Origin of the sequence: Chryseobacterium sp. BIGb0232, from assembly GCF_024810195.1 — a bacterium.
Lineage (GTDB): Bacteria > Bacteroidota > Bacteroidia > Flavobacteriales > Weeksellaceae > Chryseobacterium > Chryseobacterium pennae.
In genome coordinates, this window is the sequence record NZ_JANUEH010000002.1 from 610722 (window position 1) to 635814 (window position 25093).

The 25093-nt window shown below is 36.0% G+C and carries 32 protein-coding genes and 1 tRNA gene; 16 read left to right on the top strand and 17 right to left on the bottom strand.

Translation table 11 applies throughout. From position 1 onward, the window contains the following. Positions 1 to 304: 304 nt before the first annotated feature. Together M2372_RS08795 and M2372_RS08800 are read left to right on the top strand one after the other, a co-directional pair. Positions 305 to 1720: a sugar MFS transporter gene (locus M2372_RS08795; RefSeq protein ID WP_123319946.1), complete on the top strand. Its 1416-nt coding sequence runs from the start codon at positions 305 to 307 to the stop codon at positions 1718 to 1720. Between the two features lie 233 nt (positions 1721 to 1953). Beyond that, on the top strand, positions 1954 to 2313 hold the full coding sequence (locus M2372_RS08800) for a DUF4260 domain-containing protein (protein ID WP_123319947.1): 360 nt from the start codon (positions 1954 to 1956) through the stop codon (positions 2311 to 2313). 4 nt (positions 2314 to 2317) lie between these two features. On the opposite strand, the gene M2372_RS08805 is transcribed toward M2372_RS08800, so the two are convergent. Both M2372_RS08805 and rpsO read right to left on the bottom strand, forming a co-directional pair. Then, a complete protein-coding gene (locus tag M2372_RS08805; protein ID WP_123319948.1) occupies positions 2318 to 3088 on the bottom strand; it encodes a hypothetical protein in 771 nt (256 codons plus the stop codon). Between the two features lie 207 nt (positions 3089 to 3295). Further along, positions 3296 to 3565: a 30S ribosomal protein S15 gene (rpsO, locus tag M2372_RS08810; RefSeq protein WP_045494446.1), complete on the bottom strand. Its 270-nt coding sequence runs from the start codon at positions 3563 to 3565 to the stop codon at positions 3296 to 3298. A gap of 173 nt (positions 3566 to 3738) precedes the next feature. Between rpsO and M2372_RS08815 the strand changes: the two genes are divergently transcribed. From M2372_RS08815 to M2372_RS08855, 10 genes are all read left to right on the top strand, one after another. Beyond that, the gene (locus tag M2372_RS08815; protein ID WP_115973084.1) at positions 3739 to 4287 is read left to right on the top strand and encodes a pyruvate decarboxylase; all 549 of its coding nucleotides are present in this window, start codon (positions 3739 to 3741) and stop codon (positions 4285 to 4287) included. Positions 4288 to 4699: 412 nt separating this feature from the next. Then, entirely contained in the window at positions 4700 to 4846 is a 147-nt protein-coding gene (locus tag M2372_RS25620) for a bacteriocin-like protein (protein WP_409013135.1), read from the top strand. A 163-nt stretch (positions 4847 to 5009) separates the two neighbouring features. Further along, positions 5010 to 5153 (top strand): bacteriocin-like protein, encoded by a 144-nt coding sequence (locus tag M2372_RS08820; protein WP_165852302.1) that lies wholly within the window; start codon positions 5010 to 5012, stop codon positions 5151 to 5153. A gap of 33 nt (positions 5154 to 5186) precedes the next feature. Beyond that, positions 5187 to 5327: a hypothetical protein gene (locus M2372_RS08825; RefSeq protein WP_185018835.1), complete on the top strand. Its 141-nt coding sequence runs from the start codon at positions 5187 to 5189 to the stop codon at positions 5325 to 5327. Positions 5328 to 5362: 35 nt separating this feature from the next. Next, a complete protein-coding gene (locus M2372_RS08830; RefSeq protein ID WP_165852301.1) occupies positions 5363 to 5509 on the top strand; it encodes a bacteriocin-like protein in 147 nt (48 codons plus the stop codon). A gap of 154 nt (positions 5510 to 5663) precedes the next feature. Then, positions 5664 to 5807 carry a bacteriocin-like protein gene (locus tag M2372_RS08835; protein ID WP_165852300.1) on the top strand — a complete coding sequence of 48 codons (144 nt, stop codon included), beginning with the start codon at positions 5664 to 5666 and terminating at the stop codon, positions 5805 to 5807. Positions 5808 to 5837: 30 nt separating this feature from the next. After that, positions 5838 to 6014: a hypothetical protein gene (locus tag M2372_RS08840; RefSeq protein ID WP_165852299.1), complete on the top strand. Its 177-nt coding sequence runs from the start codon at positions 5838 to 5840 to the stop codon at positions 6012 to 6014. 158 nt (positions 6015 to 6172) lie between these two features. Continuing rightward, a complete protein-coding gene (mgtE, locus tag M2372_RS08845) occupies positions 6173 to 7495 on the top strand; it encodes a magnesium transporter (protein ID WP_115973082.1) in 1323 nt (440 codons plus the stop codon). Positions 7496 to 7563: 68 nt separating this feature from the next. Then, on the top strand, positions 7564 to 8301 hold the full coding sequence (locus tag M2372_RS08850) for a helical backbone metal receptor (RefSeq protein ID WP_123319950.1): 738 nt from the start codon (positions 7564 to 7566) through the stop codon (positions 8299 to 8301). A gap of 218 nt (positions 8302 to 8519) precedes the next feature. Then, on the top strand, positions 8520 to 8987 hold the full coding sequence (locus M2372_RS08855; protein ID WP_123319951.1) for a cupin domain-containing protein: 468 nt from the start codon (positions 8520 to 8522) through the stop codon (positions 8985 to 8987). A gap of 56 nt (positions 8988 to 9043) precedes the next feature. On the opposite strand, the gene M2372_RS08860 is transcribed toward M2372_RS08855, so the two are convergent. Both M2372_RS08860 and M2372_RS08865 read right to left on the bottom strand, forming a co-directional pair. Next, a complete protein-coding gene (locus M2372_RS08860; RefSeq protein ID WP_115973079.1) occupies positions 9044 to 9493 on the bottom strand; it encodes a GAF domain-containing protein in 450 nt (149 codons plus the stop codon). A gap of 11 nt (positions 9494 to 9504) precedes the next feature. Beyond that, complete coding sequence (locus M2372_RS08865; RefSeq protein WP_115973078.1) at positions 9505 to 10932, bottom strand: TonB-dependent receptor; 1428 nt, start codon at positions 10930 to 10932, stop codon at positions 9505 to 9507. 54 nt (positions 10933 to 10986) lie between these two features. Here M2372_RS08865 and M2372_RS08870 point away from each other — a divergent pair, with 54 nt between their 5' ends. Both M2372_RS08870 and M2372_RS08875 read left to right on the top strand, forming a co-directional pair. Then, positions 10987 to 11754: an MBL fold metallo-hydrolase gene (locus M2372_RS08870; RefSeq protein ID WP_123319952.1), complete on the top strand. Its 768-nt coding sequence runs from the start codon at positions 10987 to 10989 to the stop codon at positions 11752 to 11754. A 92-nt stretch (positions 11755 to 11846) separates the two neighbouring features. Next, positions 11847 to 11926, top strand: a tRNA-Leu gene (locus M2372_RS08875). Here the strand turns inward: M2372_RS08875 and M2372_RS08880 are convergent. Beyond that, a complete protein-coding gene (locus M2372_RS08880) occupies positions 11880 to 13454 on the bottom strand; it encodes a recombinase family protein (protein ID WP_123320128.1) in 1575 nt (524 codons plus the stop codon). The two genes, M2372_RS08875 and M2372_RS08880, sit on opposite strands and share 47 nt — an antisense overlap. A gap of 19 nt (positions 13455 to 13473) precedes the next feature. Then, a complete protein-coding gene (locus M2372_RS08885) occupies positions 13474 to 13635 on the bottom strand; it encodes a hypothetical protein (protein ID WP_002980924.1) in 162 nt (53 codons plus the stop codon). Between the two features lie 689 nt (positions 13636 to 14324). Here M2372_RS08885 and M2372_RS08890 point away from each other — a divergent pair. Continuing rightward, positions 14325 to 14768: a JAB domain-containing protein gene (locus M2372_RS08890; RefSeq protein WP_123319953.1), complete on the top strand. Its 444-nt coding sequence runs from the start codon at positions 14325 to 14327 to the stop codon at positions 14766 to 14768. Positions 14769 to 14954: 186 nt separating this feature from the next. Here M2372_RS08890 and M2372_RS08895 read toward each other — a convergent pair whose 3' ends face one another. The 11 genes from M2372_RS08895 to M2372_RS08945 are packed head-to-tail and all read right to left on the bottom strand — an operon-like array spanning position 14955 to position 23913. Continuing rightward, positions 14955 to 15401, bottom strand: coding sequence for a DUF3872 domain-containing protein (locus M2372_RS08895; protein WP_123319954.1), 447 nt, complete (start codon positions 15399 to 15401; stop codon positions 14955 to 14957). 11 nt (positions 15402 to 15412) lie between these two features. Continuing rightward, the gene (locus tag M2372_RS08900; protein ID WP_123319955.1) at positions 15413 to 15973 is read right to left on the bottom strand and encodes a conjugal transfer protein TraO; all 561 of its coding nucleotides are present in this window, start codon (positions 15971 to 15973) and stop codon (positions 15413 to 15415) included. 1 nt (position 15974) lies between these two features. After that, complete coding sequence (gene traN, locus M2372_RS08905; RefSeq protein ID WP_123319956.1) at positions 15975 to 16877, bottom strand: conjugative transposon protein TraN; 903 nt, start codon at positions 16875 to 16877, stop codon at positions 15975 to 15977. A 15-nt stretch (positions 16878 to 16892) separates the two neighbouring features. Next, a complete protein-coding gene (gene traM / locus M2372_RS08910) occupies positions 16893 to 18191 on the bottom strand; it encodes a conjugative transposon protein TraM (RefSeq protein ID WP_123319957.1) in 1299 nt (432 codons plus the stop codon). A 3-nt stretch (positions 18192 to 18194) separates the two neighbouring features. Then, positions 18195 to 18464 (bottom strand): hypothetical protein, encoded by a 270-nt coding sequence (locus M2372_RS08915; protein WP_228455733.1) that lies wholly within the window; start codon positions 18462 to 18464, stop codon positions 18195 to 18197. A gap of 10 nt (positions 18465 to 18474) precedes the next feature. Beyond that, complete coding sequence (gene traK / locus M2372_RS08920; protein ID WP_123319959.1) at positions 18475 to 19098, bottom strand: conjugative transposon protein TraK; 624 nt, start codon at positions 19096 to 19098, stop codon at positions 18475 to 18477. A 12-nt stretch (positions 19099 to 19110) separates the two neighbouring features. Next, entirely contained in the window at positions 19111 to 20103 is a 993-nt protein-coding gene (gene traJ, locus M2372_RS08925; RefSeq protein WP_123319960.1) for a conjugative transposon protein TraJ, read from the bottom strand. Position 20104: 1 nt separating this feature from the next. Then, positions 20105 to 20710 (bottom strand): DUF4141 domain-containing protein, encoded by a 606-nt coding sequence (locus M2372_RS08930; protein WP_047433371.1) that lies wholly within the window; start codon positions 20708 to 20710, stop codon positions 20105 to 20107. 48 nt (positions 20711 to 20758) lie between these two features. Further along, the gene (locus M2372_RS08935) at positions 20759 to 23269 is read right to left on the bottom strand and encodes a TraG family conjugative transposon ATPase (protein ID WP_123319961.1); all 2511 of its coding nucleotides are present in this window, start codon (positions 23267 to 23269) and stop codon (positions 20759 to 20761) included. Beyond that, positions 23266 to 23598 (bottom strand): DUF4133 domain-containing protein, encoded by a 333-nt coding sequence (locus tag M2372_RS08940; RefSeq protein ID WP_123320129.1) that lies wholly within the window; start codon positions 23596 to 23598, stop codon positions 23266 to 23268. The genes M2372_RS08935 and M2372_RS08940 overlap by 4 nt, the downstream gene beginning before the upstream one ends. Positions 23599 to 23607: 9 nt before the next feature. Next, a complete protein-coding gene (locus M2372_RS08945) occupies positions 23608 to 23913 on the bottom strand; it encodes a DUF4134 domain-containing protein (protein ID WP_045495720.1) in 306 nt (101 codons plus the stop codon). Between the two features lie 187 nt (positions 23914 to 24100). Here M2372_RS08945 and M2372_RS08950 point away from each other — a divergent pair, with 187 nt between their 5' ends. Further along, the gene (locus M2372_RS08950; RefSeq protein WP_002980937.1) at positions 24101 to 25075 is read left to right on the top strand and encodes a YhcG family protein; all 975 of its coding nucleotides are present in this window, start codon (positions 24101 to 24103) and stop codon (positions 25073 to 25075) included. Positions 25076 to 25093 lie beyond the last annotated feature (18 nt).

Here is a 25093-nt window from a genome sequence, read left to right on the forward strand (position 1 = left end):
TTTGGCTATCAGTGGATGAAAGATTTAAAAAATTCACATCAGTAATCTTAACTCATTCATTATTTGTGAAAATAAAAAAATGTTTTTTTGAGATAATGTATTGAAAAATCCTGCTGTTTTTGTATTATTGTCTCAAAAAATGGAAATAAAATTATACTTCTATTAAAAAGTATACCTATCATTATAAAAACCATTAAAACAATTGCAAAACCATAGGCTGATCCCTATATTTGCCCTACTTCACCAAATACAATGCTGTAGGTAAAAATTAAGGAGACTCTCCTTTCCTAATAAATAAATGTTTATGATCAATAAAGAAGTACAAACTCAAAGCAGGAATTATACGGTACCATTGATTACCATCACTCTGCTGTTTTTTATGTGGGGATTTATCACCTGCATGAATGATATCCTGATCCCTTATCTGAAACAACTTTTTAAACTCACCTTTTTCGAATCCATGCTGGTACAGTTCTGTTTCTTTGGGGCTTACTTTATCGGATCTCTGATTTATTTCCTGATTTCCATTTCCAAGGGTGACCCCATCAATAAAGTGGGCTACAAAAAAGGAATTTTGTTTGGTATCGGTTTAGCGGCATTAGGCTGCATCCTGTTTTATCCGGCAGCAACTTTCTCCTATTACCCTTTATTCCTGGGAGCTTTATTTATTTTAGGATTAGGATTTACCGTGTTGCAAATTACAGCCAATGCTTATGTTTCTTTGCTTGGTTCAGAAGATTCTGCATCCAGCCGTTTAAATATGACCCAGGCATTCAACGCTTTCGGAACCACGATTGCACCTGTGTTGGGAGGACATTTAATTTTCGAACTGTTTTCTGAGCCGGACGGAACGTTCAGTGCAGTTGCCACCAGAATACCCTATTTAATTTTCGCAGCCATTCTTTTATTGGTAGGGTTATTAATTTCAAGAGTAAAACTTCCTTCCTTTCAGACGGAAACCGAAGAAACCGTACAGGGTTGGGGTGCTTTAAAATTCAACCACTTAAAATTCGGAGTTTTTGCGATGTTTTGTTATGTAGGAGGTGAAGTAGCGGTAGGAAGTTTCATCATCAGTTTCCTTGAAGAAACAATGAAGTTCAATGAAGCAATCAGTAAAAATTATCTTTCTTTATATTGGGGCGGAGCAATGATCGGGCGTTTCTTAGGAGCGATTTCGTTAAACCACTCCATTAGCCAGGCTAAAAAGGCCATTTTCATGTTAGGTGCAGCAGCTTTAGTTTTCCTTGTGATCTTCAGTATTGTAAACCTTAATTTTGAGCAAATAAGCTTCTTCTTAGTATTTATATTATTGAATTTTGCAGCATTTTTTGTGGGTAAAGCAGCTCCGGCAAGAACACTTTCCATCTTTGCTGCCATCAATGTCATTCTATTAATTTCTACGATGGTTAACCACGGTGAAATAGCCATGTACAGTGTTTTAGGAATCGGAATTTTCAATTCAATCATGTTCTCCAACATTTATACGCTGGCCATTTCAGGATTAGGAAAATATACAAGCCAAGGTTCGTCCTTAGTCGTTATGGCTATTTTGGGAGGTGCTATTGTTCCTATTTTCCAGGGACTTTTAGCAGATCAGTTTGGAGTGCAGCACTCATTTATTATTCCTGTATTCTGCTATCTGGTGATTTTAATTTTCGGGGCATATTGCACAAAATATCTTAGTCATGTAAAAACTAATGAAGCCAAATCAGGACACTAAATAGTACACTACGACATAAAAAACAGGCTGTTTCATCATGAGGCAGCCTGTTTTTTACCACATAATCTATGTGCCTTAAAGACTACCTAATACTCTAAAATCTTAATATCTCAGCATTTTCTAATATTATTTTTCAGCCACAAATGCACGAATGCTTTGGTTCACAAATCACCATATGTAACTTTATTCCTGAGATTTCGACATATTTACAAAACACTTAAAATCTTACTCTGATGAAAATCCAATTAAAACTTGAATATGCTGCCTTTTTAGCCCTTGGAATCTTTGCTTTTTCTCAAACAGGGTACTCATGGTGGTGGTTTGCCGGATTATTTCTGGCTCCTGATATTTCCATGCTCGGATACACTATTAATAATAAAGTAGGAGCATTTTGTTACAATCTTTTCCATCATTTGGGTGTGGCAATCATTGTATATATTACTGGGATTACCTTATCCCTCCCTTATTTACAGATGATTGGTACTATATTATTTGCCCATTCTGCATTTGACAGGATATTAGGATATGGATTAAAGTATCCTGATAGTTTTCAGAATACACATTTGGGGAAGATTGGAAAAAACAAAGACTAATTGATTATCCCCACCAAAACTGCTTCAGATAGTAATACTCATTCTGATGTTCTATGACAAAACAATTATTATAGAAGGTTTTATAGGAAAAAATACGGGTAATATCGTAAATAAAAAGACTATCAATCAAGGCAAAAAGTGTATTCGAAAATGCTTTGGAGTTGGAGGTATTTTCCTCAGTATCATGTAAATATTTTTCTATAAAATTTTTCAAAAGTTCTTTATATTCTGATACATTCAGTTCTTCAAGGCTATCATTAATATTAAGCTCAATTTCCGAGACTGCTTTTCCTTTGTAGAATTCAAAACTTTCAAAATAATTTCCACCCATAAATTTCCTTTCCATATAAGGTTTTATAGCCATCAGAAAACCTTCAATAAGCCCTATTTTATAATTTTCGTTCAAAGCTTTATCTCTATAAGAATCTGGAATTTGATAATTATATTTTTCGAAGTACCTGAACACCTTACTTGCAGACCAAATATGGCTTATATTTATAAGATGTCCATTATTTACAGGTAATAATTGTATAAAAAACTCATTAATATAAAATTCGTTTCCAAAACCAAGATCATTTCTCTGTATCATATCAGACATATCATCATCGGTAATTTCTATATGATCACCTGATGTTTTCATTACATGCAGTTCATCATTAAAATAGGTATAAACATATTCACCCTGACGATCTTTTTCTTTAGCAACAACTTTATATTCGTTCTGAAGCGCGTTTACACTTCTAGCTACTTCTTTGTCTTTGAAACGTATTTTCATAATTGTATTAGTTTTATGTTACTCTTATTTTCAGATTATTTATTTTTTGATAATCCAAAATAACAAAGATAATGCGCAGTCTTTTTGCGTAGAAAATAGGATATAAAAAAAAGTAATGAGGGGTTACATTTCAACTTTATATCAGATGGTATACAACAAAAAAAGCAACCTCTTTCGAAGTTGCTTTATTTTGAAAATCTTTATAGATTATTTTCTTAGTCCTAATGCAGCAATAATTGCTCTATATCTTGCGATATCTTTTTTCTTAAGGTAATCTAATAAACTTTTTCTCTTACCTACCAATTTCACTAGAGATCTCTCTGTGTTGAAATCGTGACGGTTAGCCTTTAGGTGTTGAGATAAGTGATTAATTCTGAAAGTGAAAAGAGCGATTTGTCCTTCTGCGCTTCCTGTGTCTTGTGCAGATTTCCCGTGTTGTGCGAAAATTTCCTGCTTTTTGTCTGTTGTTAAGTACATTCCAATATTGTTTAATGATTATTATGTAACGGGTGCAAAATTACGACTATTTTTTGAATCTGCAAACATTATTGATTTCATGTATCAAATTTGATAGAAAAAAATGTTAAAAATTTCTTAATAAATTTTACACAATTCAACGAAAAGGCAGTAATTTTGCATTCGAATTACAAATGAGAAAAATTATATTCTTTACAGCCGTTACAACTTTTTTATTCATTGGCTTTACTTCAGTAAAAGCACAGAAAAATGCCGATGATAAAATAAAAAAAGTTCTATACTTCAATCCCGAGGTAGAGCCTGATATTGATGAAATAAAGGAACCTACCAACAATGCATTCTTTGATGTTGTTTCCGACAATTTCAGTAGCAGAAAAAATAAAATGCTCCGTGCAGAAGTACAGGTTCCCTTCGACAGCATAGACAAACAGACCATTGTGGACTACTGCTCCAATAACGACGCTGATTTTGCAATTGTTTCCAAAGTACGTTACTTCAAAGTAGGTTTTGGAAAGTATGTTTTCTCCAACCAGGTGGTGGTCAGCATGAAACTTTTCGGAGCTGATGGAAATTTAGTGACGGAAACGGATCATGACACCTACCGTAAAAATATGCGTCTTCTGGGTTCTACCGTAAATTCCGTTAAAATAGGTACGGAAGGAGCCATTAAAGGCATTATTAAAAAGCTTAGAAAGCTGAAGCCTACTGAAGCGGAACTGTAAAGTTTAAGGCTTAAAATTTTAAATTTAAAGTTCAGTTTACCTTACTTCTATTGGATAAATTATCAATAAGCAATTGGTCTTCACATATGAATCTTCAATGACGGATGATTCTAATTTTCTCTTTTTTTTCAATTCTCATATAAATTCGTTGTTACTTATTGTTTTTGTGCTGTTGGTAAACGCTAAGGCACAAGATGATTTACAAGCAATCTATTTTTAGAGCACAAGGATTTTATCTTCGATAAAATTGTCACTGATGGAATATTTCAACATTGATTCAAAATTCACTTCCCAAAATTCAAAAACCACAAAACATTACACACTTAATTGGTTTTCAGATAAATATTTTCACTAATTAATGAATAATTGAAAAATATTTACTATTTTAGATTAACATTAAAACCAAAAATCTATGAAAAATTTAAAAAAACTCAACAGAGAAGCGGCAAAGCAAATTAATGGAGGAGCTATTGCAAGATGTAGCAATACAAGACCATGTACAATAGGATGGTGTTGTGATGGCGCTTGCAGTCCCTACATGTGCCCTATAATAGATTAGAAAATAAAAATACATTCAGCATCTGTTTTTGCAGATGCTTTTTTTATAACACAAACACAAAAAAACAAATACAACTTACTGATTTACAACTAAATATTTTCACTAAATAATGAATAATTAGAAATTATTTACTATTTTAGATTTACATTTTAATCTAAAATCTATGAAAAATTTAAAGAAAATCAGCAGAGAAGCTGCTAAGCAAATCAATGGAGGATTTGCTCCAAAGTGTGGAGAAAACATTCCATGCAGCATCGGATGGTGTTGTCAGGGAGTTTGTAAACCTCAAAGATGTATGATTAATTAATATACAGTAAGTATCATTTTAAATCTATATACTATGAAAAAACTAAAGAAAATCAGCAGAGCAAAAGCAAGTCAAATTAATGGTGGTTCAACTGAAAGATGTAGTGAATTCAATCCATGTGCTGCAGGATGGTGTTGCAATGGTATTTGTTCTCCATTTATCTGTATGGAATAAAATAAATCATTATAAACTATTCAAAAACAAATCACATGAAAAATTTAAAGAAAATCAACAGACAAGCGCAAAAACAAATTCAAGGCAGCGGAATTATCAAAAGATGTACAGAACATTTTCAATGTCCTGGTGGAGCTTGCTGCCAAAATGTATGTGTTCTCAATCCTTGTATGATGGAATAAAGATCAACTACTATAACATCTGTTTTACAGATGCTTTTTAAATTATACAAAACAATAAAAACCAAACACTTATATTCAAATAAACATTTTCACCATTCAATGAATAATTAGAAAACATTTATTATTTTAGTATAACATTTAAATCTAAAAAACTATGAAAAATCTAAAGAAAATCAGCAGAGAAACGGCAAAGCAAATTAAGGGAGCAGGTCTTACAAAATGTACAGAACATTCACAATGTATTTTCGGAATGTGCTGCAAAGGTGTTTGTATGGAATACATCTGTTTTGAAGATTAATTTTGAAATTTTAATGAAAAATCAATCCTCATGAAAAATTCAAATCTTAAAAAGCTTAGCAGAAAGGAGCAAACAGAAATAAAAGGAAGCCTGCAAATGAAAAAATGCAGAAGTAGCTATCCTAAATGTGATTATGGAGAATGCTGTATCGGAGGCTTCTGCCATCCTTCTCCTATTATAGAATGCGAACCTATTATTCTTGATTAAAAGGATATTTTTTAAATTTAATTTTTAACATCCGCCTCGGTGGGTGTTTTTTAATGCTGTTTTCCAGTCTGAGACTTTAATAAATCCTTAAATTTCCCAGTTTATTGCTCAGTCTTAAAAATTTGAATTATTTTTGCATATCTTAAAAATTTCACGTTTTGAATTCTAGAGACGAACTTATCTTCAATCCTGCCGATATTGCCGAAACTCTCAGCGAACTTCCAGCTGACGAGCGACTGCTCGCATTTCTGAAGGTTCCTAAAGAGTACAAAGCAGAGGTTTTTTCTCATCTTGATCCTGATTTTCAGGAAGATACGATCAGGAGTATAGGGAGTGACGAGGTTTCAGAAATTCTGAATGCTATGACTCCCGATGACAGGACTGCTCTTTTTGAGGATTTTCCCGATGAGCTTATCAAGTATTCTATCAATCATCTTAATCCACAGGAAAGGAGGATTGCCCTGAAGCTATTAGGCTATAATTCTGATTCTATTGCCCGTCTGATGACCCCTTATTACATTCAGATCCGTAAGGAGTGGAGTGTAAAACGATGTCTTCAACAGATCAAAAAGGTAGGAAAAAGAGTGGAAACCATGAATTACCTGTATGTAGTGGATGAAAGAAACCGCCTGATTGATGACCTTGCTATCGGTACTTTGTTACTGGAAGAGGAAGATACTTTGGTGTCTGACATTACAGATAATCACTTTGTAGCGATTACCACAACCACCTCGAAAGAAGATGCGGTAACGTATTTTGAAAAATATGACCGTGGCGCTCTTCCTATTATTACGGAAGCGGGAGTTTTGGTTGGAATTGTAACCATTGATGACATTTTGGACCAGATTGAGCAACAGAATACGGAAGATATTCAGAAGTTCGGGGGATTGGAAGCACTAGACCTTCCCTACACTCAAACTTCATGGACCGAAATGATTAAAAAAAGGGCAACCTGGCTGATCATTTTATTTGTTTCTGAAATGCTGACGGCTTCGGCAATGGGATATTTCGATAAAGAAATTGAAAAAGCTGTTGTTCTTGCCTTATTTGTCCCGTTGATTATTTCCAGTGGTGGGAATTCAGGATCGCAGGCTGCAACATTGATTATCCGTGCGATGGCACTTCAGGAGATCAATCTTAAAGACTGGTGGTACGTTATGAGGAAGGAAATCATCTCCGGATTATGTTTGGGGGCTATTTTGGGACTTATTGGTTTTATCAGGATTATGCTTTGGCAGAAAATTGGCCTTTTTGATTATGGCCAATATTGGGTATATGTAGGACTCAGTGTATCTATTTCTTTAATTGCCATTGTGCTATGGGGAACTTTATCAGGTTCTATGATTCCATTTGTCTTAAAGAAATTAAAACTTGACCCTGCTACATCCTCTGCTCCATTTGTAGCAACCTTAGTAGATGTTACCGGATTAATCATCTATTTTACAGTAGCTGGATTTTTCTTAACCGGAAGACTTCTCTAGTTTCTTTACTTTGTCAGATTAACCTCAGTTATTACCCTACAACTTATATATTTTCATATCTTTAAAATATGAAAGTGATCTCTTTAGTACCATCCATCACAGAGGCGTTATTTGATTTAGGCCTTACTGAAAATGAAATTATCGGGCGAACAAAATTCTGTATCCATCCCGAAGAAAAGATAAAAAATGTTCCAGTAATTGGGGGAACAAAAAATATTAATATTGATAAAATCAAGGCTCTCCAACCGGATTTAATTCTCGCGAACAAAGAGGAAAATGTCAAGGAACAGGTAGAAGCATTAATGAATGACTTCAAGGTTATGGTCACCAACATAGAAACTATCGAAGACAATTATTACCTGCTTAAAAACCTTGGAAAGCTTTTAGGAAAAGAGGAAAGAGCTCAACTTTTTAATCTTAAAATTTACGAGATCTTCAATCAGTCTAAACTCGACACTCCTGTAAAAACAGCTTATCTCATCTGGAATAACCCGTATATGACCGTTGGTTCGGATACATTTATTCATAAAATACTAACGGAAATAGGTTTTGAAAATATTTTTAAAGATAAGACCCGCTACCCGGAAATTACGGCTGAAGACCTGGAGAAAGCAGAGGTGATCATGTTATCTTCTGAACCGTTTCCATTTAAAGAGAAACATATTGAAGAACTCCGTGTCTTTTATCCTGATAAAAAAATAATGATTGTAGATGGTGAAGCCTTTTCGTGGTACGGAACTCATATTGCGAAATGTGAACATTACTTTAAAGAACTGATTTCTGAAATTCATTCGATGCAACTTTGATTGCTTAACCACAAAAGTTTTTAACACTTTAGTTATTTTTAAGAGGCTACTAACCGGCTGAGAAGTGCACTTAAGTTTTGAAAATCTACGGTTTACTTTATATTACAGCCTAAACATAAAGCTCTTACTATTGTGATAGAAAATATCTTTCATGAAAATTGCATCTTGTCTTATTCTGTAATTTTTGGTACATTGTTCTTCATTAATATTTAAAATATATGTCTGGTACTGTTATATTATCCGAAGGAGCAGAATTTGATCACGTTATACAGGAAGTTTCGAGATATATCCACCTTTATGTAATGCCATTTGGAAAGGATGAGCGAACTATCGCACGTATTGATAAACGTGAAAATATGTATGGTGGAAATGGAACAGTATACTTGATACAAATGTTTGATCAGAATGAATTGGCTAATAACCGCCTGGCTGCTTATATGGTTTTGCTGAATAATGGCGATGAATCAGGATTTCACACTCACAACGCCAGAAACGAAGAAGAATTGTATGTTGTAGTACATGGAACAGGAGAATATCGGGAAAGAACCGGAACAGAAGGGGCAGTGCGTAAAAAAGTACTTCAAAAAGGAGATATTACAACCATCAATTCCATAGGCTATCATTCTATTGAAAATACAGGGGACGAACCTTTAATTATGTTTGTTATTACTACGAATAATCCATAAGACATAAAAAAACTCCAGCTATAAAAGCCGGAGTTTATATTTTATTGAAGCTTCAATTATAAAACCTTTGAAACCTCATTACAAAGCCACTCCAATAATTCACGGTCTTCAGCTGTAAAAGGGTCAACCGTATGAGAGTCAATATCAATCTGACCGATATTTTTCCCGTCTTTAAAGATTGGAACTACAATTTCAGCTTTAGTATCTATTGAACAGCTTAAATAATTGCTCTCTTCATGTACATCCGGTACTACGAACGTTTCATTGGATACTGCAACCTGGCCACAGATTCCTTTCCCGTAAGGGATAATAGTATGGTCTGTGGGTGCTCCTACATAGGGCCCTAAGATCAATTCATCTTTATCTCCATTTTTAAAATAGAATCCTGTCCAGTTGAAATAAGAGATTTCCTGATCTAAAAGATGACAAACTTTTTCAAGCTTCTCTTCTGTATTATGTTTTGGACTTTCAAGAATAGAGGAAAGCCTTTTTTTTAATTCTGACATTATATTAATTTTTAAGAGAATTGTTTTAAAGGAAGTTCTTCTTTATATCCGAACATTCCACGCTCTTTAATCATTTCCGCTACACCTTCCGGAACCTGTGTTTCCCAACCTTTAACACAACATGCTATTTTTCTTAAAATCTCTCTTGAGTAAATTTCCAAAAACTCAGGATTATAGTTTGTGATATCTACAATACGGTTGTTACGCATGAAATATTTATATAATTCCTTAAGGTTTTCTTCTACTTTAAGATTGGTAGAATCCAATAACTGGTGTGTTTCAGGATCTTTGTAAGGATACAGGTATACTCTCATTCCGTTTCGGAAAAATTTACCGAATGCCTCAAGTATTCCTCCAGAAAGATTTTTATAGTATTTCTCGTCAAATACCATCAATAAGTTATTTACCCCCATTGCTACTCCTATATCTCCGCTTGTGTAAGATGCGAAATAATCAATCAGTCTATAGTATTCTGAGAAGTTTGAAATAATAACGGTATATCCTAATTTGCCCAGAATATCTACTCTATCCAGGAAATCCCTTTCATCGATATCTCCATCAGCCCTAAGATTGGAAATGGTAATTTCAATCAGGACCTCAGTTTCTTCATGAGTACAGATTGCATCTTTGAAAAACATATCCATTCCGTTTCGAAGCATATCAATATTCACTTTCGTTACAGGTCTGAAACTTCCTCTTACCGCAAAGATATTTTTCTTGTACAGTACATCTGCAGGAAGCATATTGTTCCCCTGAGAATTGAAGATCACCGCATCTGTCATACCGTTCTTCACCAGCTGAAGAGACATTAGTCTGTTATCAACATAGGAAAAAGCAGGTCCGCTGAAATCGATCATATCAATTTCAAGGTTGTCTTTTGCTACATCGTCGTATAAAGATTCTACTAAAGTTCTTGGATTGTCAAAGTAATTAAATGCTCCAAAAATAAGATTTACACCAAGATTTCCCAGGGTTTCCTGCTGAAGAGTAGCATCATTCTCATTGAATTTCACATGAATTACAATCTCATTGTAATCTTCATTTTCTTTAGTCTGAAAACGGATTCCCACCCAGCCGTGGCCTTTTACTGTTTTGTCGAAGTTGATGGTGGTTACTGTATTGGCATAGGAAAAGAACTTTCTATCCGGGTTATTATCCCTTGAGATCCTTTCTTCGATCAATGCTACTTCATAGCGAAGCATTTTACGAAGCCTGTTCTGGGTAACATACCTGTTTTTTACTTCTTTTCCGTAGATGGCATCACTAAAATCTTTGTCATAAGCAGACATTGCTTTAGCAATCGTACCGGAAGCTCCCCCTGCTCTAAAAAAGTGACGAACAGTCTCCTGCCCTGCTCCAATTTCTGCGAAAGTACCATAAATAGTAGGATCTAGATTAATTGTTAATGCTTTTTGTTTAGGAGTTAGTTTCTGATACATTAGGACATTAAATTTTTTGTAAATTTACCAAAATTAAACCAACCTCAAAACAAAATGAAGTTGAAATTTTTAGGAACCGGTACTTCCCAGGGTGTGCCCGTTATTGGCTGCACCTGTGAGGTGTGTATTTCCGAAAATCCCAAAGATAAGCGTCTCCGTTCATCTGTGATGGTTACTACAGATGAAAATAGAAAAATACTCATCGACTGTGGTCCGGATTTCAGACAGCAAATGCTTACCAACCATGAACATACTGTAGATCTTGCACTGATCACTCATGAACATAATGATCATGTGATTGGTCTTGACGATATGCGTCCGCTTATTTTTAAAAGTGGAAAGGATGTCCCACTTTACTGTTATTCAAGGGTAGCACATGAGATAAAAAACCGTTTCCCTTATGCCTTTGCTGATGTAAGATATCCGGGAGCTCCTGCTTTTGAACTTCATGAGATTGAAAATAAACCGTTCCAGGTATTGGACACGGAAATTACCCCTATTGAAGTCATTCATTTTAAAATAAGTGTTTTTGGATATAAATTTAAAAACCTGGCCTATATTACAGATGCCGGCTTTATTTCCGACACGGAAAAGGAAAAACTGAAGAATCTGGATGTCCTGATTTTAAACTGCATCAGAAAATTTGACCCGCATCCGGCCCATTTTATCCTTCCCGATGTGATCAACCTGTTTGAAGAACTAAAACCTAAAAAATTATTTTTAACCCACATCAGTCATCATTTAGGCGTGCATGATATTGAAGATAAACAACTTCCATCCGGAATGCACCTTGCCTACGATGGTTTAGAGATATTTTTTTAAAAAAAATCTTCGAAAAGCTTTTGAACATTGAAAAAAGTTCCTATATTTGCACACCAATTTGAAACAAACAACATGTTTGGAGTAAACATCAAGCCCAGGTGGCGGAATTGGTAGACGCGCTGGTCTCAAACACCAGTTCTTAGGAGTACCGGTTCGATCCCGGTCCTGGGTACAAGACCGGAGAAAGGTGATAATTCACTTTTTTTCCGGTTTTTTTTCACACCTAACTCATTGTTTATCTGGTATATATAAGAGAGCAAAACATTGGGTCGGATGGTTCGATAATGATTTTCTGAAAATTGCAATTTTTCAGGAAATATCGAACCAATTATTTTACGTTTTACCTCGATATCCCCATCAGTATAGACTTTCGCAAGGTCTACTAGGTTCGATAATGCTTGGTCTAGTAGTTTTTGAAAATCTATTTTCTTATTATCCTTTCCTTTAGTTAATTTAGCTTCGAGCTTTTCAATTTGCCTTTTACAATCGGTCTTAATTTCAAGATAATCTTCATCATCAATTACTTCCTCCATCAGTTTATTTCTTGCCTGTTTCAATTTACTGTTTAAACGATCTATTTCTAATAGAATTGCTTTCCTTTCTCTTTGGGGATTATTGATTAATTTTTCAAAATTTTGCTTCAACACTTTTTTCAAATAATTTTTTATAGATATGCGCATTTCCAATGACTGCAATATCTCTAAAAATTTAGAATTAATAATCTCAGATTTGTAACGGTATGAACACGGGGACTGGCAATGATAATAATAATATTTATTTCCAGAACGTCCCGTAGAGGCACTGCCTGTAATCAAATGACCACATTCCGGACACACAAGGAAACCTCTTAATGGCAAATTATCGTCAGACAGTACTTTTACATTAGGTCTGGCTGGATTCACATTTCCATCCATTATACATTGAACTTTTTCGAATAGTTCTTCACTGATCAAAGGTTCATGAATACTTTTAACAAAATGAGCCTCCTCTTCATTGAATTGCTCCACGTAAATTTTCCCACAATATGCGGTATTCCGTAAACTTGCAAGAAAGGCACTTATCTTAACTGACTTTCCTTCTTTTCTGTTCATCATATCCATGATTTGGCTCGCTGAATAAACGCCTTTGGACATTTCATTAAATGCCCATTTCATATTGGAAGCTTCCGGTTCCTTCGGGATTACATACTTTTTCCCGTTCTCCGTTATTCTGTTAGCGTAGCCATAAGGTGCCCTTCCCATTAATCTGCCTTCTTTTTTAGCACGGCGCATTCCATAATAAGTATTCAGAGCGCGCCTGTCGTTTTCAACTTCCGGTGCAGCAAGATATATAGCCAGCATCATTTTATTTTCAGGAATTGAAAGATCTAATGGTTGCTCAATGGCCTGCGGTTCAACGTTAATTTTCCTAAGTATGTTAATCATTTGATACGCATCGCCAGCGTTCCTGCTGAAGCGATCCCATTTTGTAAAAAGCAACAGATTCGTTTTCGAGCTTTTTTTCTTTAGTGTATTCAGTAATTTAATCCACTCTGGCCTGATAAAAGTCTTGGCTGAATAATCTTCATAAATGATTTGACCTACTTTAATGTTATTGTTTTCACAATAACGTTTTAATCGTTCCTCCTGATCTCTTTGCGAGTATCCCTTATCTGCCTGCTCATCAGTTGACACACGGATATATAAATCGGCTTTTTTCATATATAAATCTTAGAAAATATTATTGTTCTAAAAAACTTTTAATGGTAATTTTTAAGAGCATCGTCAGAAAGCTTAAAATATCTTTCGCCTCCTCAATGCTTAATTCAATTCCCTCCTCTTCTTTAAAAATCTTGATAATCTCCTCTATGGTAATGTTACTAATTTCAACTTTCTTCTCCATACCAATACATTTTTAATAAAAGTATTGGACAACTGTTCTGAAATTAAACCCAGACACTTATGCGATGTATTTGGCTTTTAAATATAAATGTCTAACGCTTGAAACATGTAAAATCAAACGAAACACTTAACGTCAACCATCAGGCGGAAAAAATTTTTATTTATAAAAGATGTGATTACGTTTAAATTTATTTTTTAGGTGCAACAAGAGAAAATTGATGCAAAGAAATTCATCATTCTTAGATTCAACTAAAATACAAATAAAATCAACATTGTTAATTTAAACATTCATTTCATATACAAAAACAGGTTATTGACTGTTATTACACGAAACATTTCCCAAAATAAACCGGTAAAAAGGCAGCTAAGGTATTGTTGCCAGCCGTCATGCTAATCCAACCAAAAGACTACGGCATAAACGGTTTCCTCCCTAAAGGTACCCTCCAATTATTCCGTTTCCTTTTGTTTTTTTTCATTGTCAACAATTCATATCTGCTTTCTTTTTTCCGGTTTTTCTTTTGAAAAATATTCAGCGAAGCCTGAAAGGCTTTTAAGAAATAGGACGGAGAAGGGATTGAAAAGGCTTTTGATCTAAAAAAGACACATAACAGTTCAAAGATGTTTTAAATAAATGCTGTTTTAACTTAAGTACGGGAAACAAAAGGCTCTGCCGTACTCAGAGCAATAACTATGAAATATAATATCGTAAATGAGATCAAATTGATCTATACAAGGAAAGGAAATACTGAAAAAAAGGTACTGAACTCTCAGGATGCTACAGATATTTTCCGGGAACATTTTGATGCAGATCAGATCGACTACAGGGAGTCATTTTACTCGATGTATATGAATCAGGCTAACAAGGTCTTAGGAATACAAAAAATATCAGAATCTGGAATTACCTCTTCTCTTGTTGACATCAGAATTATCATGCAGGGGGCCTTATTATGTAATGCCGTATCAATTATTATAGCCCATAACCATCCTTCCGGCAACCTGACGCCTTCTCGTGAAGACATAAACATTACACAAAAAATAAAGGAGGCTGGACAATTATTAAATATTAACCTGCTTGATCATTGTATAATAACTTCAATAGACTCCTACTCTTTCTCCGATGAAGGTATTTTATAAGAAACTTAAATTTCTAAAAATAAGAATCCAGAGCCGATTACCGGTCTGGATTCTTGTGGCGTCGCGGAAAGATGATTGCCCTTTAGGGGCCAACCATCTTTCCGCAAATACTAAACAATGCTTCTCAAATTAGATAGTTTTATTTGGAGTGGAAATATATATATTTGCAAGCTAAAGAAATTGTATTTATCCGTCTAACTTTTTGTTGTTGAATTGAAATTCAATTTTATTTTCATTTCCAAAACTGTCCGAAAGCCATACCGTAAATGATTGTGAAACTTCAGAGGCTGAAGTATAATACAATCTGAACTCTTTCTCATACAGAGGATAAATATCATTGGGAAAATAGGGTTGAGTGTTATAATACTGCAGCTTTCCTGTTCCCTCAAACTGAAAATATCGAAGATAATATTTGGTGTCAACAAAATTACCTTCAGGAAAAATTTTGATACGAATCTCCACATACTCGTCTTTAGCTATGTCCTTGGGAACCGGCATAACCGACACCTTAAAAGGATAGTTCTGCTGAATTTCCAAATCATCTTTCTCACATGATTGTATAAATAGTCCGATTACAAATAGTAGCAAGAAACACTTGAATTGTATTTTAACTGTATTAATTATATTTTTCATTTTAAACTATTTTAGAAATTATATCTTATTCCAACCCCCAGCAGAGAGTGAAAATTAACCATTTGACTATTTTTCAAAAAGCGAAGTTGCCCGTTGGCCAGGAAAACTAAATGCTCAGTCAGATAGCTTTCAATAGACAGCTTACCGTTCGTCCCATAAATAAAATTACCTGTAGAGTTAAGCTTTGATCCATCATACAACAATTCATCACCTCTATTAATCTGCTCATAACCAACAAGACCTCCAATTCCCAGATTAAAATTGACATTTCGCATGAAGTCTCCCCAAATATAAAAACTGTACCCAATGCTCAGCAGGAAACTATCTATCGGGATATCGCCGCTTGTGTATTTATAATATTTTCTACCATATTCTGCCAGTCCAAAAAAGTAATTACCATTCTTCGAGTAAGAAACAAGCCCCGTACTTAACATATAATTTTGCTTTGCTGGGGATTTTGGAAATACTGAATAGGTAAATTCAATACCAATTTGCTTAGGAATCATCTGTTGAGCAAATATTTTGCTACTCATTATCATCGTGAAGATGACTGCTAAAAATATTTTGTGCATCTTACTCCGTTTTAATGGTTAAACTATGTATCAATCTTGCATGAACCAGATCTTCATTTTCAAGCTGTACTTTCAGATGCCTTCCCCCATTCTTTTCCAGAATTTCAATTTCCAAAACCTGATCTTTTAAGAGCGTAAACTGATCAAGCATATAAATCCCTTTACTTTCTGAATGATTAGCTACGGTCGTTTCCGGGAAATAAGTGCGAACCTTCTCTAAAATCTTATCCTGAACGACCGTTCGCTTTAAGTACTTTTTATCGACGATTTTAAAATTGACCAGCTCAATAGCATACCCCACATTACTTTGATTCTTAACCTGCAATGTGAAATAAAATTTGCTGTCATTAACGTGCAGTGCCCTGACTGAAAGCTCAATTCCATAGCTTTTCGAAACAATATGTTTAATAGTCCTGTTGCTTTTCCTGTAAAGATTTTCCATAATGAGCCAGGTGAGAGAAGTTGAGCTTCCTTTAAGATCTTCAAATAATACATCAGTAGCATATTGCCTTTCAATACCCCTTTGAAGTCGTACTAAATCATAGCTTAATATATCGGGATAAGAACTGTAAGATGCATCAAAACTGTAAAATTTTCCATCTTCGGTAATGACCGAAAAATTAGTTTCCTCTTCAAAATCTCTGACGGCTGACTTAACCCGAAGGACGTTTCCTATAGGCTCTGCCTTATTGGCAACCAAGAGATCACTTCCCAGGTCAACATATCGTATTGATGTGGGAAATATCAGATGACTGGTCTTATTATAGGTAACCTGTATCCTGAAAGGCTCTAATTTTCCCTCTTCCAAGGAATAATAGGTAGCCACAGAATCCTGTCCAAATGCCTTGCTTATTAATAGAAGTAATAGCATAATGAGTATATAATGACTCTTTTGTGTATTCATTTTTTGATTTTTTGATTAGTTATTTGTGGGTAAGAGTAAGACTTGATGGCCAGCTTTTACAGTTACTTTCAATTGTCTGACTCTCTTCTGAAAATAACCAGACAGTCCCTGTACTACTCCCCTGCTGAGATCAGCTGCAATCTGCTGCCCTGCAGATTGGGTCATCATAATATTGGTGCCTGAAGACTGGCTCATATTAGCTACAATATCGCTTACCGCATTCTGCTCCGCTGAATAAGGAACATACAATCCCATCTGACCGTCAGTGTCATAAACATTGATTTCTACAGGATAGATATTACCTTGAGATTGAATGGAAGATATTTTTAACTGAAGCCTCCCCCCCTGAAATTTGCATACTGCAATCAGTAAACTTCCAGTTGGAATTTCAGCTCGTCCGACTTTCATCGCTTCTGAAAGCCTTATAGATAATGTACTTTCGTTTGCCAAAGTCTTAGTTTCATAGACCACACCTCTTACTGCGTTTTTTGTCTGAACTGAGTTTTCTGAATCATTTTGACTGTCATAAAATCTATTCTGATTCAAACCTGCGATAAAAGCACTATCCGACTGGTCTCTGTATAATGAGGAAACAACATTGGAACGTACTGGTATTGCTGAAGTCAGTTTAACCTTCTTTTCCGTTGACTTTTCGATCTCTTCTTTTCCTGCTGGTTTTTCCTGCTTTGGCATCGTTGGAAGATACTTAGCAGCCATTTGATACGATTTTTCCATGAGCTCTAACTGGTTGTTGATTCCCAGACCCGCAGGAACAGCATGATTTTGCATTGACTCATTCTTTAGCCTTGAAATTTCTTTCCTCAGATTATTGACCTCCTGATCATCCCGATTATAGAAAGAGCTTAAGGTCTGCTGTGTATTTCGATAACTGTTCAGAGCATTCTGATCGGATTGCTGAAATACACTTTTAGTGGATGTTGAAGAAGGTGGGTTGCTATTATAGTTTACACCTTTCTGGTCATTCCAGTAATCTGATAAAGTTGTTATTGAATTTCTCTTTTCTTCATTCTTTTGCTCTAACAACTGCTGCTCATAAGCCTTTTGCTTATCAGACTGTAATTGACCGTCTTTTGCCTGTGGAATAGCTGCATTAAAGCCAGCCTCTTCAATAATGGTATGATCGGTTTTGGGCTTAAAGATGAGATAAAAGCAAGATGCACATACAGCAGCCATCAAAAAGTAGATGAAAGGTTTCTTTAATCTTTCCCATTGAGCCTTGGGATGATCATTCACTCCGTTAGAATTTTGGGAGAGATCATTTTCTGTCACTCTAATTTTCTCTGAATCTTTCATATTCTATTTTTTAGTGGATGAGTTTACTATTTCATTATGCGTCGATCCTTTTTCGATAGGTTTCTTAGAAATGCCGTCAATATGATTGATAGAAATGGTATTACTTCTTTGACCTGTAGAAATACAGATATTGACAATGACGATGACGGTTATCAAAACATAACCACTAAAGAAAACCTTGGTCAGGAATTTTTGTTGCTCTACCGGAAGAGATTTCCAGTGTGTATCAATCTTTACAACATAATTTTCGAGTGTATCTCTTAGTTTTTTCATATCGGTCTTATTAGCGTTCAACAGTTTCGACATCTCTATTTTCAAGCACGTTGAATTTTTCAATGATAAATCCCTGAGGATTGCTGTCAGACCGTACAGAATTAACCAGTGAACAATTAGTGACTAAATTTCTGATGGTAAGATTGCTGGACCTGATTATAAATTGTCGTGCATAAGTTTTTACGTCATAAGGGTAACTATCAAAGTTGGCAACGACACTGTCCACCTCAACTCTCTGCTGGATATTACCTGAAATAATTCTGTTATAGTAGCCTTTTTCCTGAAGGTCTTTATAGTAGTTAAATGCAGATTGATCAGCCAAATTGAAAGCCCTTTTTACATTACTTTCAATAGCATTCTTATCAGGTGCTATCGTGAAGAACAATTCATGAAATCGTCTCACATGCTCTCTTGCTTCTACAGGTCTGTTTATCAACATATCCTGAGATAGCGCTACCATTAATGATTTGCCATTGTCCAGCACATAGATCTTCTGACGCTGCTGCTCGGCAAACTGATAGGATTTGAATACGACTACTCCTACCACTCCAAAACACAACATTGCAAAAACAAACGTAAACAAGCGGATCTGCCTGAAGCTAGTCTCAATATTTCTTAAAGTTTTAAATTCCATAGAACTGTATTTTTATTTTAATAATCTTCCTGAAATATTACCCGTAGCCGAACCTACTGCTGCTCCTGCAACATTGCCCGACTTCGTAGCAGTCTGGTTCACATTGCGCATGAAATTACCTGCACCTCCTGCCTGAATCACCCAGCCAGTCACCGTTGGCACCGTAAAATAACCTATGATGCCAATCACCATATAGATGATATACACCGTATTGGAGGTATCAGGAATGAAGGTCGGATCTGCGAGCATTTCAATATCCCGTTCTAAAATCAGAGTTTGTATCTTGGCAAGAATAGCACTGAATATATCGGCAACTGGAAGCCATAGATAAACGCTAACGTATCTAGTCAACCATTGAGTTAAAGTCGTCTGAAATCCATCCCAGACGGAAATTGCAAATGCAATCGGTCCCAAGATTGAAAGTACAATCAGAAAGAAGGTTCTGATGGTATCAATAACTAAAGCTGCCGACTGAAACAATATTTCAAGAAACTCGCGGAAACCATCCCTTATATCTTTCTTGATCGCAAACATTTCTCTTTCAATATACATTCCGGACATCGTAACCAAATCTGAAGGTGACCATCCGAGTTCCTCCAGCTTTTTGTCAAATTCTTCGTTTGAAATCAAATATGCCATCTCCGGATTTCTGAGCATCGCTTCCCGTTCTAAAAGATCCTTCTTCTGCTGCAGCTCATTCATATCCAATACCTGATTCTCCAGCATTGAGTGGCTTCCCTGAACAATGGGACTCATTACCCCATTAAGGCTTCCTAGTACCACTGTCGAAAAAAACATAATACAGATGCCAATGGCAAAGGGTCTCAGCATGGGAAACAAATCGATAGGTTCTGCACGGCTCAATGACTGCCAGACTTTTAGTGCTACATAAAATAATGCTCCCAATCCCGCAACACCTTTCGCTACTGCCGCCATATCAGCGCACATCGGCATCATTTCCTCATAAACGGAACGCAATACTTCGTGTAAGTTGCTAGGTTCCATCTTACCAGTATTTTTGATTGGAGGTTCCGTAAAGATTTAATACCCTTTGGGTATTGTTCTGTTTTTTCGCTCTCAGGTAGCTGACCGAAATATTTTTATTGGTGTAGTATCGTACCAGATTATGATACGCTTTGACCTCTTTATAGACTCTGTCAACAACATCCATCCTTTCTTTATCATTCAGAGAAAGACCATTAGAAGTGATGATCTCTTTGAGTTCTTTCAATAGCTCCGTACTCTCGGTAAGAAGCGCAGAATAACCATTGGCAATAGAAGCTAATTCCTGAGCATTGAAATTGGGATCATTGAGCATCTTTCCGAAATTATTCACATACATCTCAGAAACATCACCTACCAAAAGAACAGTCTGCTGAACCTTTCTGGCATCTTTGACCAGATTATTGATGGCTTTCAGCTGGTCATAATACTCTTTACCCTGTTCATACACTTTCTTAACTTCATTGAAGTTCTTAACAACGTTAGATACCGTTGATGAAGTCTGCACGATTTCATTGGCTGAGTTCAAAATTCCCGAAGCCAGGTTTGCGGGATCTGTTACGACAAATTGTGCTTTTGTATAGGTTACGGCAGCAAAAAATGCTACCATTAAGGTTTTAATGATTAAATTTTTCATTGTTGTAAGATTTTAAATGATTTAATTGTCTTTTGTGTTCGATTTGATTCTCTTGAGAGAAATCCGCTTGATGGCCTGTTCTACATTGCCATCAAGTTCTGATGCAAGGTTCATCACCTCCATTTTTTCTGTTTCTTCAGTAGTATAAGCCAGATATTCTTCGGTAGAAACTTCAGTCGCATAGACTGCTGAGTGCGTTCCACCTAATCCAATCCAAACTTCCTTGTAAAGTCTTCGTGGATCATTATTCATATTGATAGAAAGTACCTGAGCTTTTTCTTTATCCGTTAATCCCAGCATTGCCTGAATGTCATCGAATTTGTTCATATACTTCCGCTGATCGAGAAGGATCTTACAGTCTGAATTATTAATGATACTTTCTTTCACGATGGGTGACTGGATAATATCATCGACTTCCTGAGTCACCACAATGGCTTCTCCGAAAAATTTTCTTACAGTCTTGAAAAGGTATTTAATATACTCTGCCATACCTTCTTTGGCAATGGCTTTCCAGGCTTCTTCGATGAGGATCAGTTTTCTGATTCCTTTGAGCCTTCGCATCTTATTGATGAAGACTTCCATTATGATAATGGTCACAATAGGGAACAGAATTTTATGATCCTTAATGGCATCGATTTCAAAGACAATGAAACGCTTTGATAACAAGTCCAGCTGCTTCTCTGAATTCAGCAGATAGTCATACTCCCCTCCTCTGTAATAAGGTTCAAGCACATTGAGAAAGTTGGCAATATCAAAGTCTTTTTCCCTGACTTTCTTTTGCTCCAATACTTTCTGATAGTCATCTTTGACGTACTCATAGAATCCATTGAAAGAAGGATGCAGGTCATTAGATTTTATCACTTCAATGTATCCACTTACAGCATTGGACAGAGCCACTTCCTCTGAACGAGTCGTTGGTTCATCATCTCTTTTCCATAGTGTCAGAATCAAGGTTTTGATACTCTCCCTTTTTTCGATGTCAAAGATTCCATCATCGGTATAGAATGGATTGAAAGCAATAGGATTGTCTTCTGTATAGGTGAAATATACTCCATCCTCTCCTTTGGTTTTACCTTTAATGAGTTCACATAATCCCTGATAGGAATTTCCGGTATCAACCAATAGCACATGAGCGCCCTGCTCATAATATTGCCGTACCATATGATTGGTGAAGAAAGATTTCCCACTTCCTGAAGGACCAAGAATAAATTTATTTCGGTTTGTTATAATTCCCTGCTTCATCGGCAAATCCGAAATATCCAAATGAATGGGTTTTCCAGTCAGGCGGTCAGCCATTTTGATCCCAAAAGGTGATGGTGAATCCTGATAGTTGGTTTCCTCTGTGAAAAAACACAAAGCAGGTTCAATAAATGTGTAAAAGCTCTCTTCACTAGGAAAATCGCCTGCATTACCGGGAATTCCTGACCAATACAAAGTTGCCGTATCAGTAGTATTGTGACGAGGTTTACATTCCATCAAGGCTAGAGCACTTCCCGTATCATTCTTTAACTGCTTGAGTTCAGCAGAATTATCAGACCATGACATCACATTAAAATGAGCACGAACAGATTGCAGACCATATGAATGTGCTTCATTTAAATACTTTTCAATCCATTCCTTATTGATCTGATTGGCTCTACTATATCTGGCTAAAGAGTGCATATTCCTTGCAGATTTTTCAAACTGGCGAAGGTTCTCATCACTGTTGTCGATGAACAGATATTGGTTATAAATGTGATTACTACTGAGCAGAAGTCCCACCGGAGAAGCAAATGATAAAAGACAGTCGCTGCGATCGGTGCTTAATTTCTCATAACGACTGTGAGATGATACAGTACCTGGTAAATCCTCAGTATCCGATAAGGTATGCATAGTGATCCGGTTATTACCGATTCGCATTTCTTCAGATCCCAGCTTAATATCCTGCAATGATGGATGGGTTTCACGGGACAGAGTCAGATACTGTTCCAGTAGTCCTGACCTCTCGGAAGTTCCTGCTATCTCATCTTCTGTCATCCTTTCCAAATGGATATAACCACTATCATTCATAATCCGCTCCAGCTGATCGACCGCTTCAAGAAAACGACCAATGACTTCTTTGTCCTTGATCTCTTTTGGAATCAGTTTTCCTTTACAGAGTGATGAAAAGTTGCTCTGCATCCGCATTCTCTCCTTACTGGTTTTCGTTATAAAGAGGTAGCAGTAATGATTTAAAAAGGGTCTCTCATTGAAATGTCTTTCAAATGATTTGGAAAGAAAACTCTGGTCGTCTTTTGACAAATCAGGATTGTAGTTTTCTTTGATAAACCAGTCCTGTTTGTGAACAATGGTGAAATCTGGGAGTGTTTTAATCGCTTTGAACCAAACGGAATGCATGGCTTCATACTCAGCGGAAGCAACGGTAAACAGTTCGGGGAGTCTGACCTTAAAGCAGATGGTCACATCAGCGTCTTTTGAAATGATACAATCATTTTCAATCGCAAGCAGTGGAAATTTGCTTTCCAAGGTTGCTGCTTTGGAAGAATTTCTCATACGTCTGTTCTTTTACGGTTAGATTTCAAATACCGATAAATACTCTTTCGACTGATGATGTATTTCGGATGCTTCTTGTGTGCGCTTAATTTCATCAGACCGTGTTCCCCGTATTTTCCATTCAGTGTAAAGGTTTGCCATATAAGAAATCCACTGCTGACTCCTCCGAGAATTAAACACAGATAGGTATTGACACCTGCCATATACATAACCATGACACAGATCAATATTCCTAAGAGCCCTCCACTGAAGATAAAGAGGTATTGCGCTTTAAGTCCCTTGAACTCTACCGTCCGTCCTATTCCTTTATTGATATAATAGATATTCATAACCGTCATTTAAAGGAAGAATGAGCGAAGAATTGTCGCTGCAACTATGAGGAAGATACATGCTCCAAACCAGCTTGCAGCGGTTTTACTGGTGTCAGGATCACCGCTGCTGAACTTGTTGTAAACCTTGACTCCTCCAATGAGTCCTACTACTGCACCTATGGCGTAAATTAATTGGGTAGCCGGCTCAAAATAAGAGGTGACCATCTGTGTAGCTTCGTTAATTCCGGCTGAACCATTGCCTTGACCAAATACCGAATTAATTGTTACCAATGTTAAAACAGCATACAGCAATTTTTTTCTTTGTTTTTTCATAATGAATAGATTTTTTGATTATGAAACCCGCACTTTACGGGCTTGAAGACAAAGATGTCCGAGTCTAGATACTCAGTAACAGGAATGGCATTGGATGGAATCTTTTGGCTGTTAAAGAACCGTGCGCCAGTCAGAATTCCTGTATAATTAATTGTAAATTTGTAAGGAATTTCAAAAAAGAGAAATCATGGATAAAAGGTTCACAGATATTATTGAGCTCATCAAACAGTCTCGTAACAATGCGATAAGAAAAGTCAATGAGGAACTCATCGATCTATACTGGAATATTGGTGAGTATATAAGCAAAAAGGTTGAGCTGAGTGAATGGGGACAGTCTGTGGTTAAAGAACTTTCTCAGTTTATCCAGACTCATGAACCTGAACTAAAAGGTTTTTCGGATAAGAATCTTTGGAGAATGAAGCAATTTTATGAGACTTACAAGGAATTTCCAAAAATCTCAACACTGTTGAGAGAAATCAGCTGGTCTCATAATCTGTCCATATTCTCCAGATGTAAATCAATCGAGGAAAGGGAATTTTATATCAAGTTGACCAAACAGGAAAATTATAGCTTCCGGGAGTTAGAGAGACAGATATCCAGCAGCCTTTTTGAAAGAACGATGATTGGAAATTCAAAACTCTCAACAGTGTTGAGAGAAACCAACGCTGATATAGTCAATACATTTAAAGACAGCTATGTATTTGACTTTTTAAATCTGCCTGAAACATTCAATGAAAATGATCTCCAAAAAGGTTTAATTGAGCAGATGAAAAATTTTATCCTGGAGTTAGGACGGGATTTTCTTTTTATCAGCGAAGAGTACAAAGTACAGGTCGGCAATTCTGATTTTTATATCGATCTTTTATTCTTCCACAGGGGGCTGCAATGCCTTGTCGCTTTCGAACTGAAAGCAGATAAATTCAAACCCGAACATCTGGGTCAGCTTAACTTTTATCTAGAAGCTCTGGACAGGGATGTTAAACGTCAGAACGAAAATCCAAGCATCGGCGTACTGCTTTGTAAAGACAAGGACAGCGAAGTAGTAGAATATGCGCTCAGTAGAAGTCTTTCTCCGACAATGGTTTCTGAATACAAAACGCAGCTTCCCGACAAAAAGGTTCTGCAGAAAAAACTGCACGAATTGTTTGATAACAGATCTTAGTTGAAATTTATTAATAAC

Excerpts from the sequence above, each read along its gene's own strand:
- M2372_RS08795 (WP_123319946.1), top strand. The coding sequence starts at position 305 with ATGATCAATAAAGAAGTACAAACTCAAAGCAGGAATTATACGGTACCA.
- M2372_RS08800 (WP_123319947.1), top strand. The coding sequence starts at position 1,954 with ATGAAAATCCAATTAAAACTTGAATATGCTGCCTTTTTAGCCCTTGGA.
- M2372_RS08805 (WP_123319948.1), bottom strand. The coding sequence starts at position 3,088 with ATGAAAATACGTTTCAAAGACAAAGAAGTAGCTAGAAGTGTAAACGCG.
- rpsO (WP_045494446.1), bottom strand. The coding sequence starts at position 3,565 with ATGTACTTAACAACAGACAAAAAGCAGGAAATTTTCGCACAACACGGG.
- M2372_RS08815 (WP_115973084.1), top strand. The coding sequence starts at position 3,739 with ATGAGAAAAATTATATTCTTTACAGCCGTTACAACTTTTTTATTCATT.
- M2372_RS25620 (WP_409013135.1), top strand. The coding sequence starts at position 4,700 with ATGAAAAATTTAAAAAAACTCAACAGAGAAGCGGCAAAGCAAATTAAT.
- M2372_RS08820 (WP_165852302.1), top strand. The coding sequence starts at position 5,010 with ATGAAAAATTTAAAGAAAATCAGCAGAGAAGCTGCTAAGCAAATCAAT.
- M2372_RS08825 (WP_185018835.1), top strand. The coding sequence starts at position 5,187 with ATGAAAAAACTAAAGAAAATCAGCAGAGCAAAAGCAAGTCAAATTAAT.
- M2372_RS08830 (WP_165852301.1), top strand. The coding sequence starts at position 5,363 with ATGAAAAATTTAAAGAAAATCAACAGACAAGCGCAAAAACAAATTCAA.
- M2372_RS08835 (WP_165852300.1), top strand. The coding sequence starts at position 5,664 with ATGAAAAATCTAAAGAAAATCAGCAGAGAAACGGCAAAGCAAATTAAG.
- M2372_RS08840 (WP_165852299.1), top strand. The coding sequence starts at position 5,838 with ATGAAAAATTCAAATCTTAAAAAGCTTAGCAGAAAGGAGCAAACAGAA.
- M2372_RS08850 (WP_123319950.1), top strand. The coding sequence starts at position 7,564 with ATGAAAGTGATCTCTTTAGTACCATCCATCACAGAGGCGTTATTTGAT.
- M2372_RS08855 (WP_123319951.1), top strand. The coding sequence starts at position 8,520 with ATGTCTGGTACTGTTATATTATCCGAAGGAGCAGAATTTGATCACGTT.
- M2372_RS08860 (WP_115973079.1), bottom strand. The coding sequence starts at position 9,493 with ATGTCAGAATTAAAAAAAAGGCTTTCCTCTATTCTTGAAAGTCCAAAA.
- M2372_RS08865 (WP_115973078.1), bottom strand. The coding sequence starts at position 10,932 with ATGTATCAGAAACTAACTCCTAAACAAAAAGCATTAACAATTAATCTA.
- M2372_RS08870 (WP_123319952.1), top strand. The coding sequence starts at position 10,987 with ATGAAGTTGAAATTTTTAGGAACCGGTACTTCCCAGGGTGTGCCCGTT.
- M2372_RS08880 (WP_123320128.1), bottom strand. The coding sequence starts at position 13,454 with ATGAAAAAAGCCGATTTATATATCCGTGTGTCAACTGATGAGCAGGCA.
- M2372_RS08885 (WP_002980924.1), bottom strand. The coding sequence starts at position 13,635 with ATGGAGAAGAAAGTTGAAATTAGTAACATTACCATAGAGGAGATTATC.
- M2372_RS08890 (WP_123319953.1), top strand. The coding sequence starts at position 14,325 with ATGAAATATAATATCGTAAATGAGATCAAATTGATCTATACAAGGAAA.
- M2372_RS08895 (WP_123319954.1), bottom strand. The coding sequence starts at position 15,401 with ATGAAAAATATAATTAATACAGTTAAAATACAATTCAAGTGTTTCTTG.
- M2372_RS08900 (WP_123319955.1), bottom strand. The coding sequence starts at position 15,973 with ATGCACAAAATATTTTTAGCAGTCATCTTCACGATGATAATGAGTAGC.
- traN (WP_123319956.1), bottom strand. The coding sequence starts at position 16,877 with ATGAATACACAAAAGAGTCATTATATACTCATTATGCTATTACTTCTA.
- traM (WP_123319957.1), bottom strand. The coding sequence starts at position 18,191 with ATGAAAGATTCAGAGAAAATTAGAGTGACAGAAAATGATCTCTCCCAA.
- M2372_RS08915 (WP_228455733.1), bottom strand. The coding sequence starts at position 18,464 with ATGAAAAAACTAAGAGATACACTCGAAAATTATGTTGTAAAGATTGAT.
- traK (WP_123319959.1), bottom strand. The coding sequence starts at position 19,098 with ATGGAATTTAAAACTTTAAGAAATATTGAGACTAGCTTCAGGCAGATC.
- traJ (WP_123319960.1), bottom strand. The coding sequence starts at position 20,103 with ATGGAACCTAGCAACTTACACGAAGTATTGCGTTCCGTTTATGAGGAA.
- M2372_RS08930 (WP_047433371.1), bottom strand. The coding sequence starts at position 20,710 with ATGGTAGCATTTTTTGCTGCCGTAACCTATACAAAAGCACAATTTGTC.
- M2372_RS08935 (WP_123319961.1), bottom strand. The coding sequence starts at position 23,269 with ATGAGAAATTCTTCCAAAGCAGCAACCTTGGAAAGCAAATTTCCACTG.
- M2372_RS08940 (WP_123320129.1), bottom strand. The coding sequence starts at position 23,598 with ATGAATATCTATTATATCAATAAAGGAATAGGACGGACGGTAGAGTTC.
- M2372_RS08945 (WP_045495720.1), bottom strand. The coding sequence starts at position 23,913 with ATGAAAAAACAAAGAAAAAAATTGCTGTATGCTGTTTTAACATTGGTA.
- M2372_RS08950 (WP_002980937.1), top strand. The coding sequence starts at position 24,101 with ATGGATAAAAGGTTCACAGATATTATTGAGCTCATCAAACAGTCTCGT.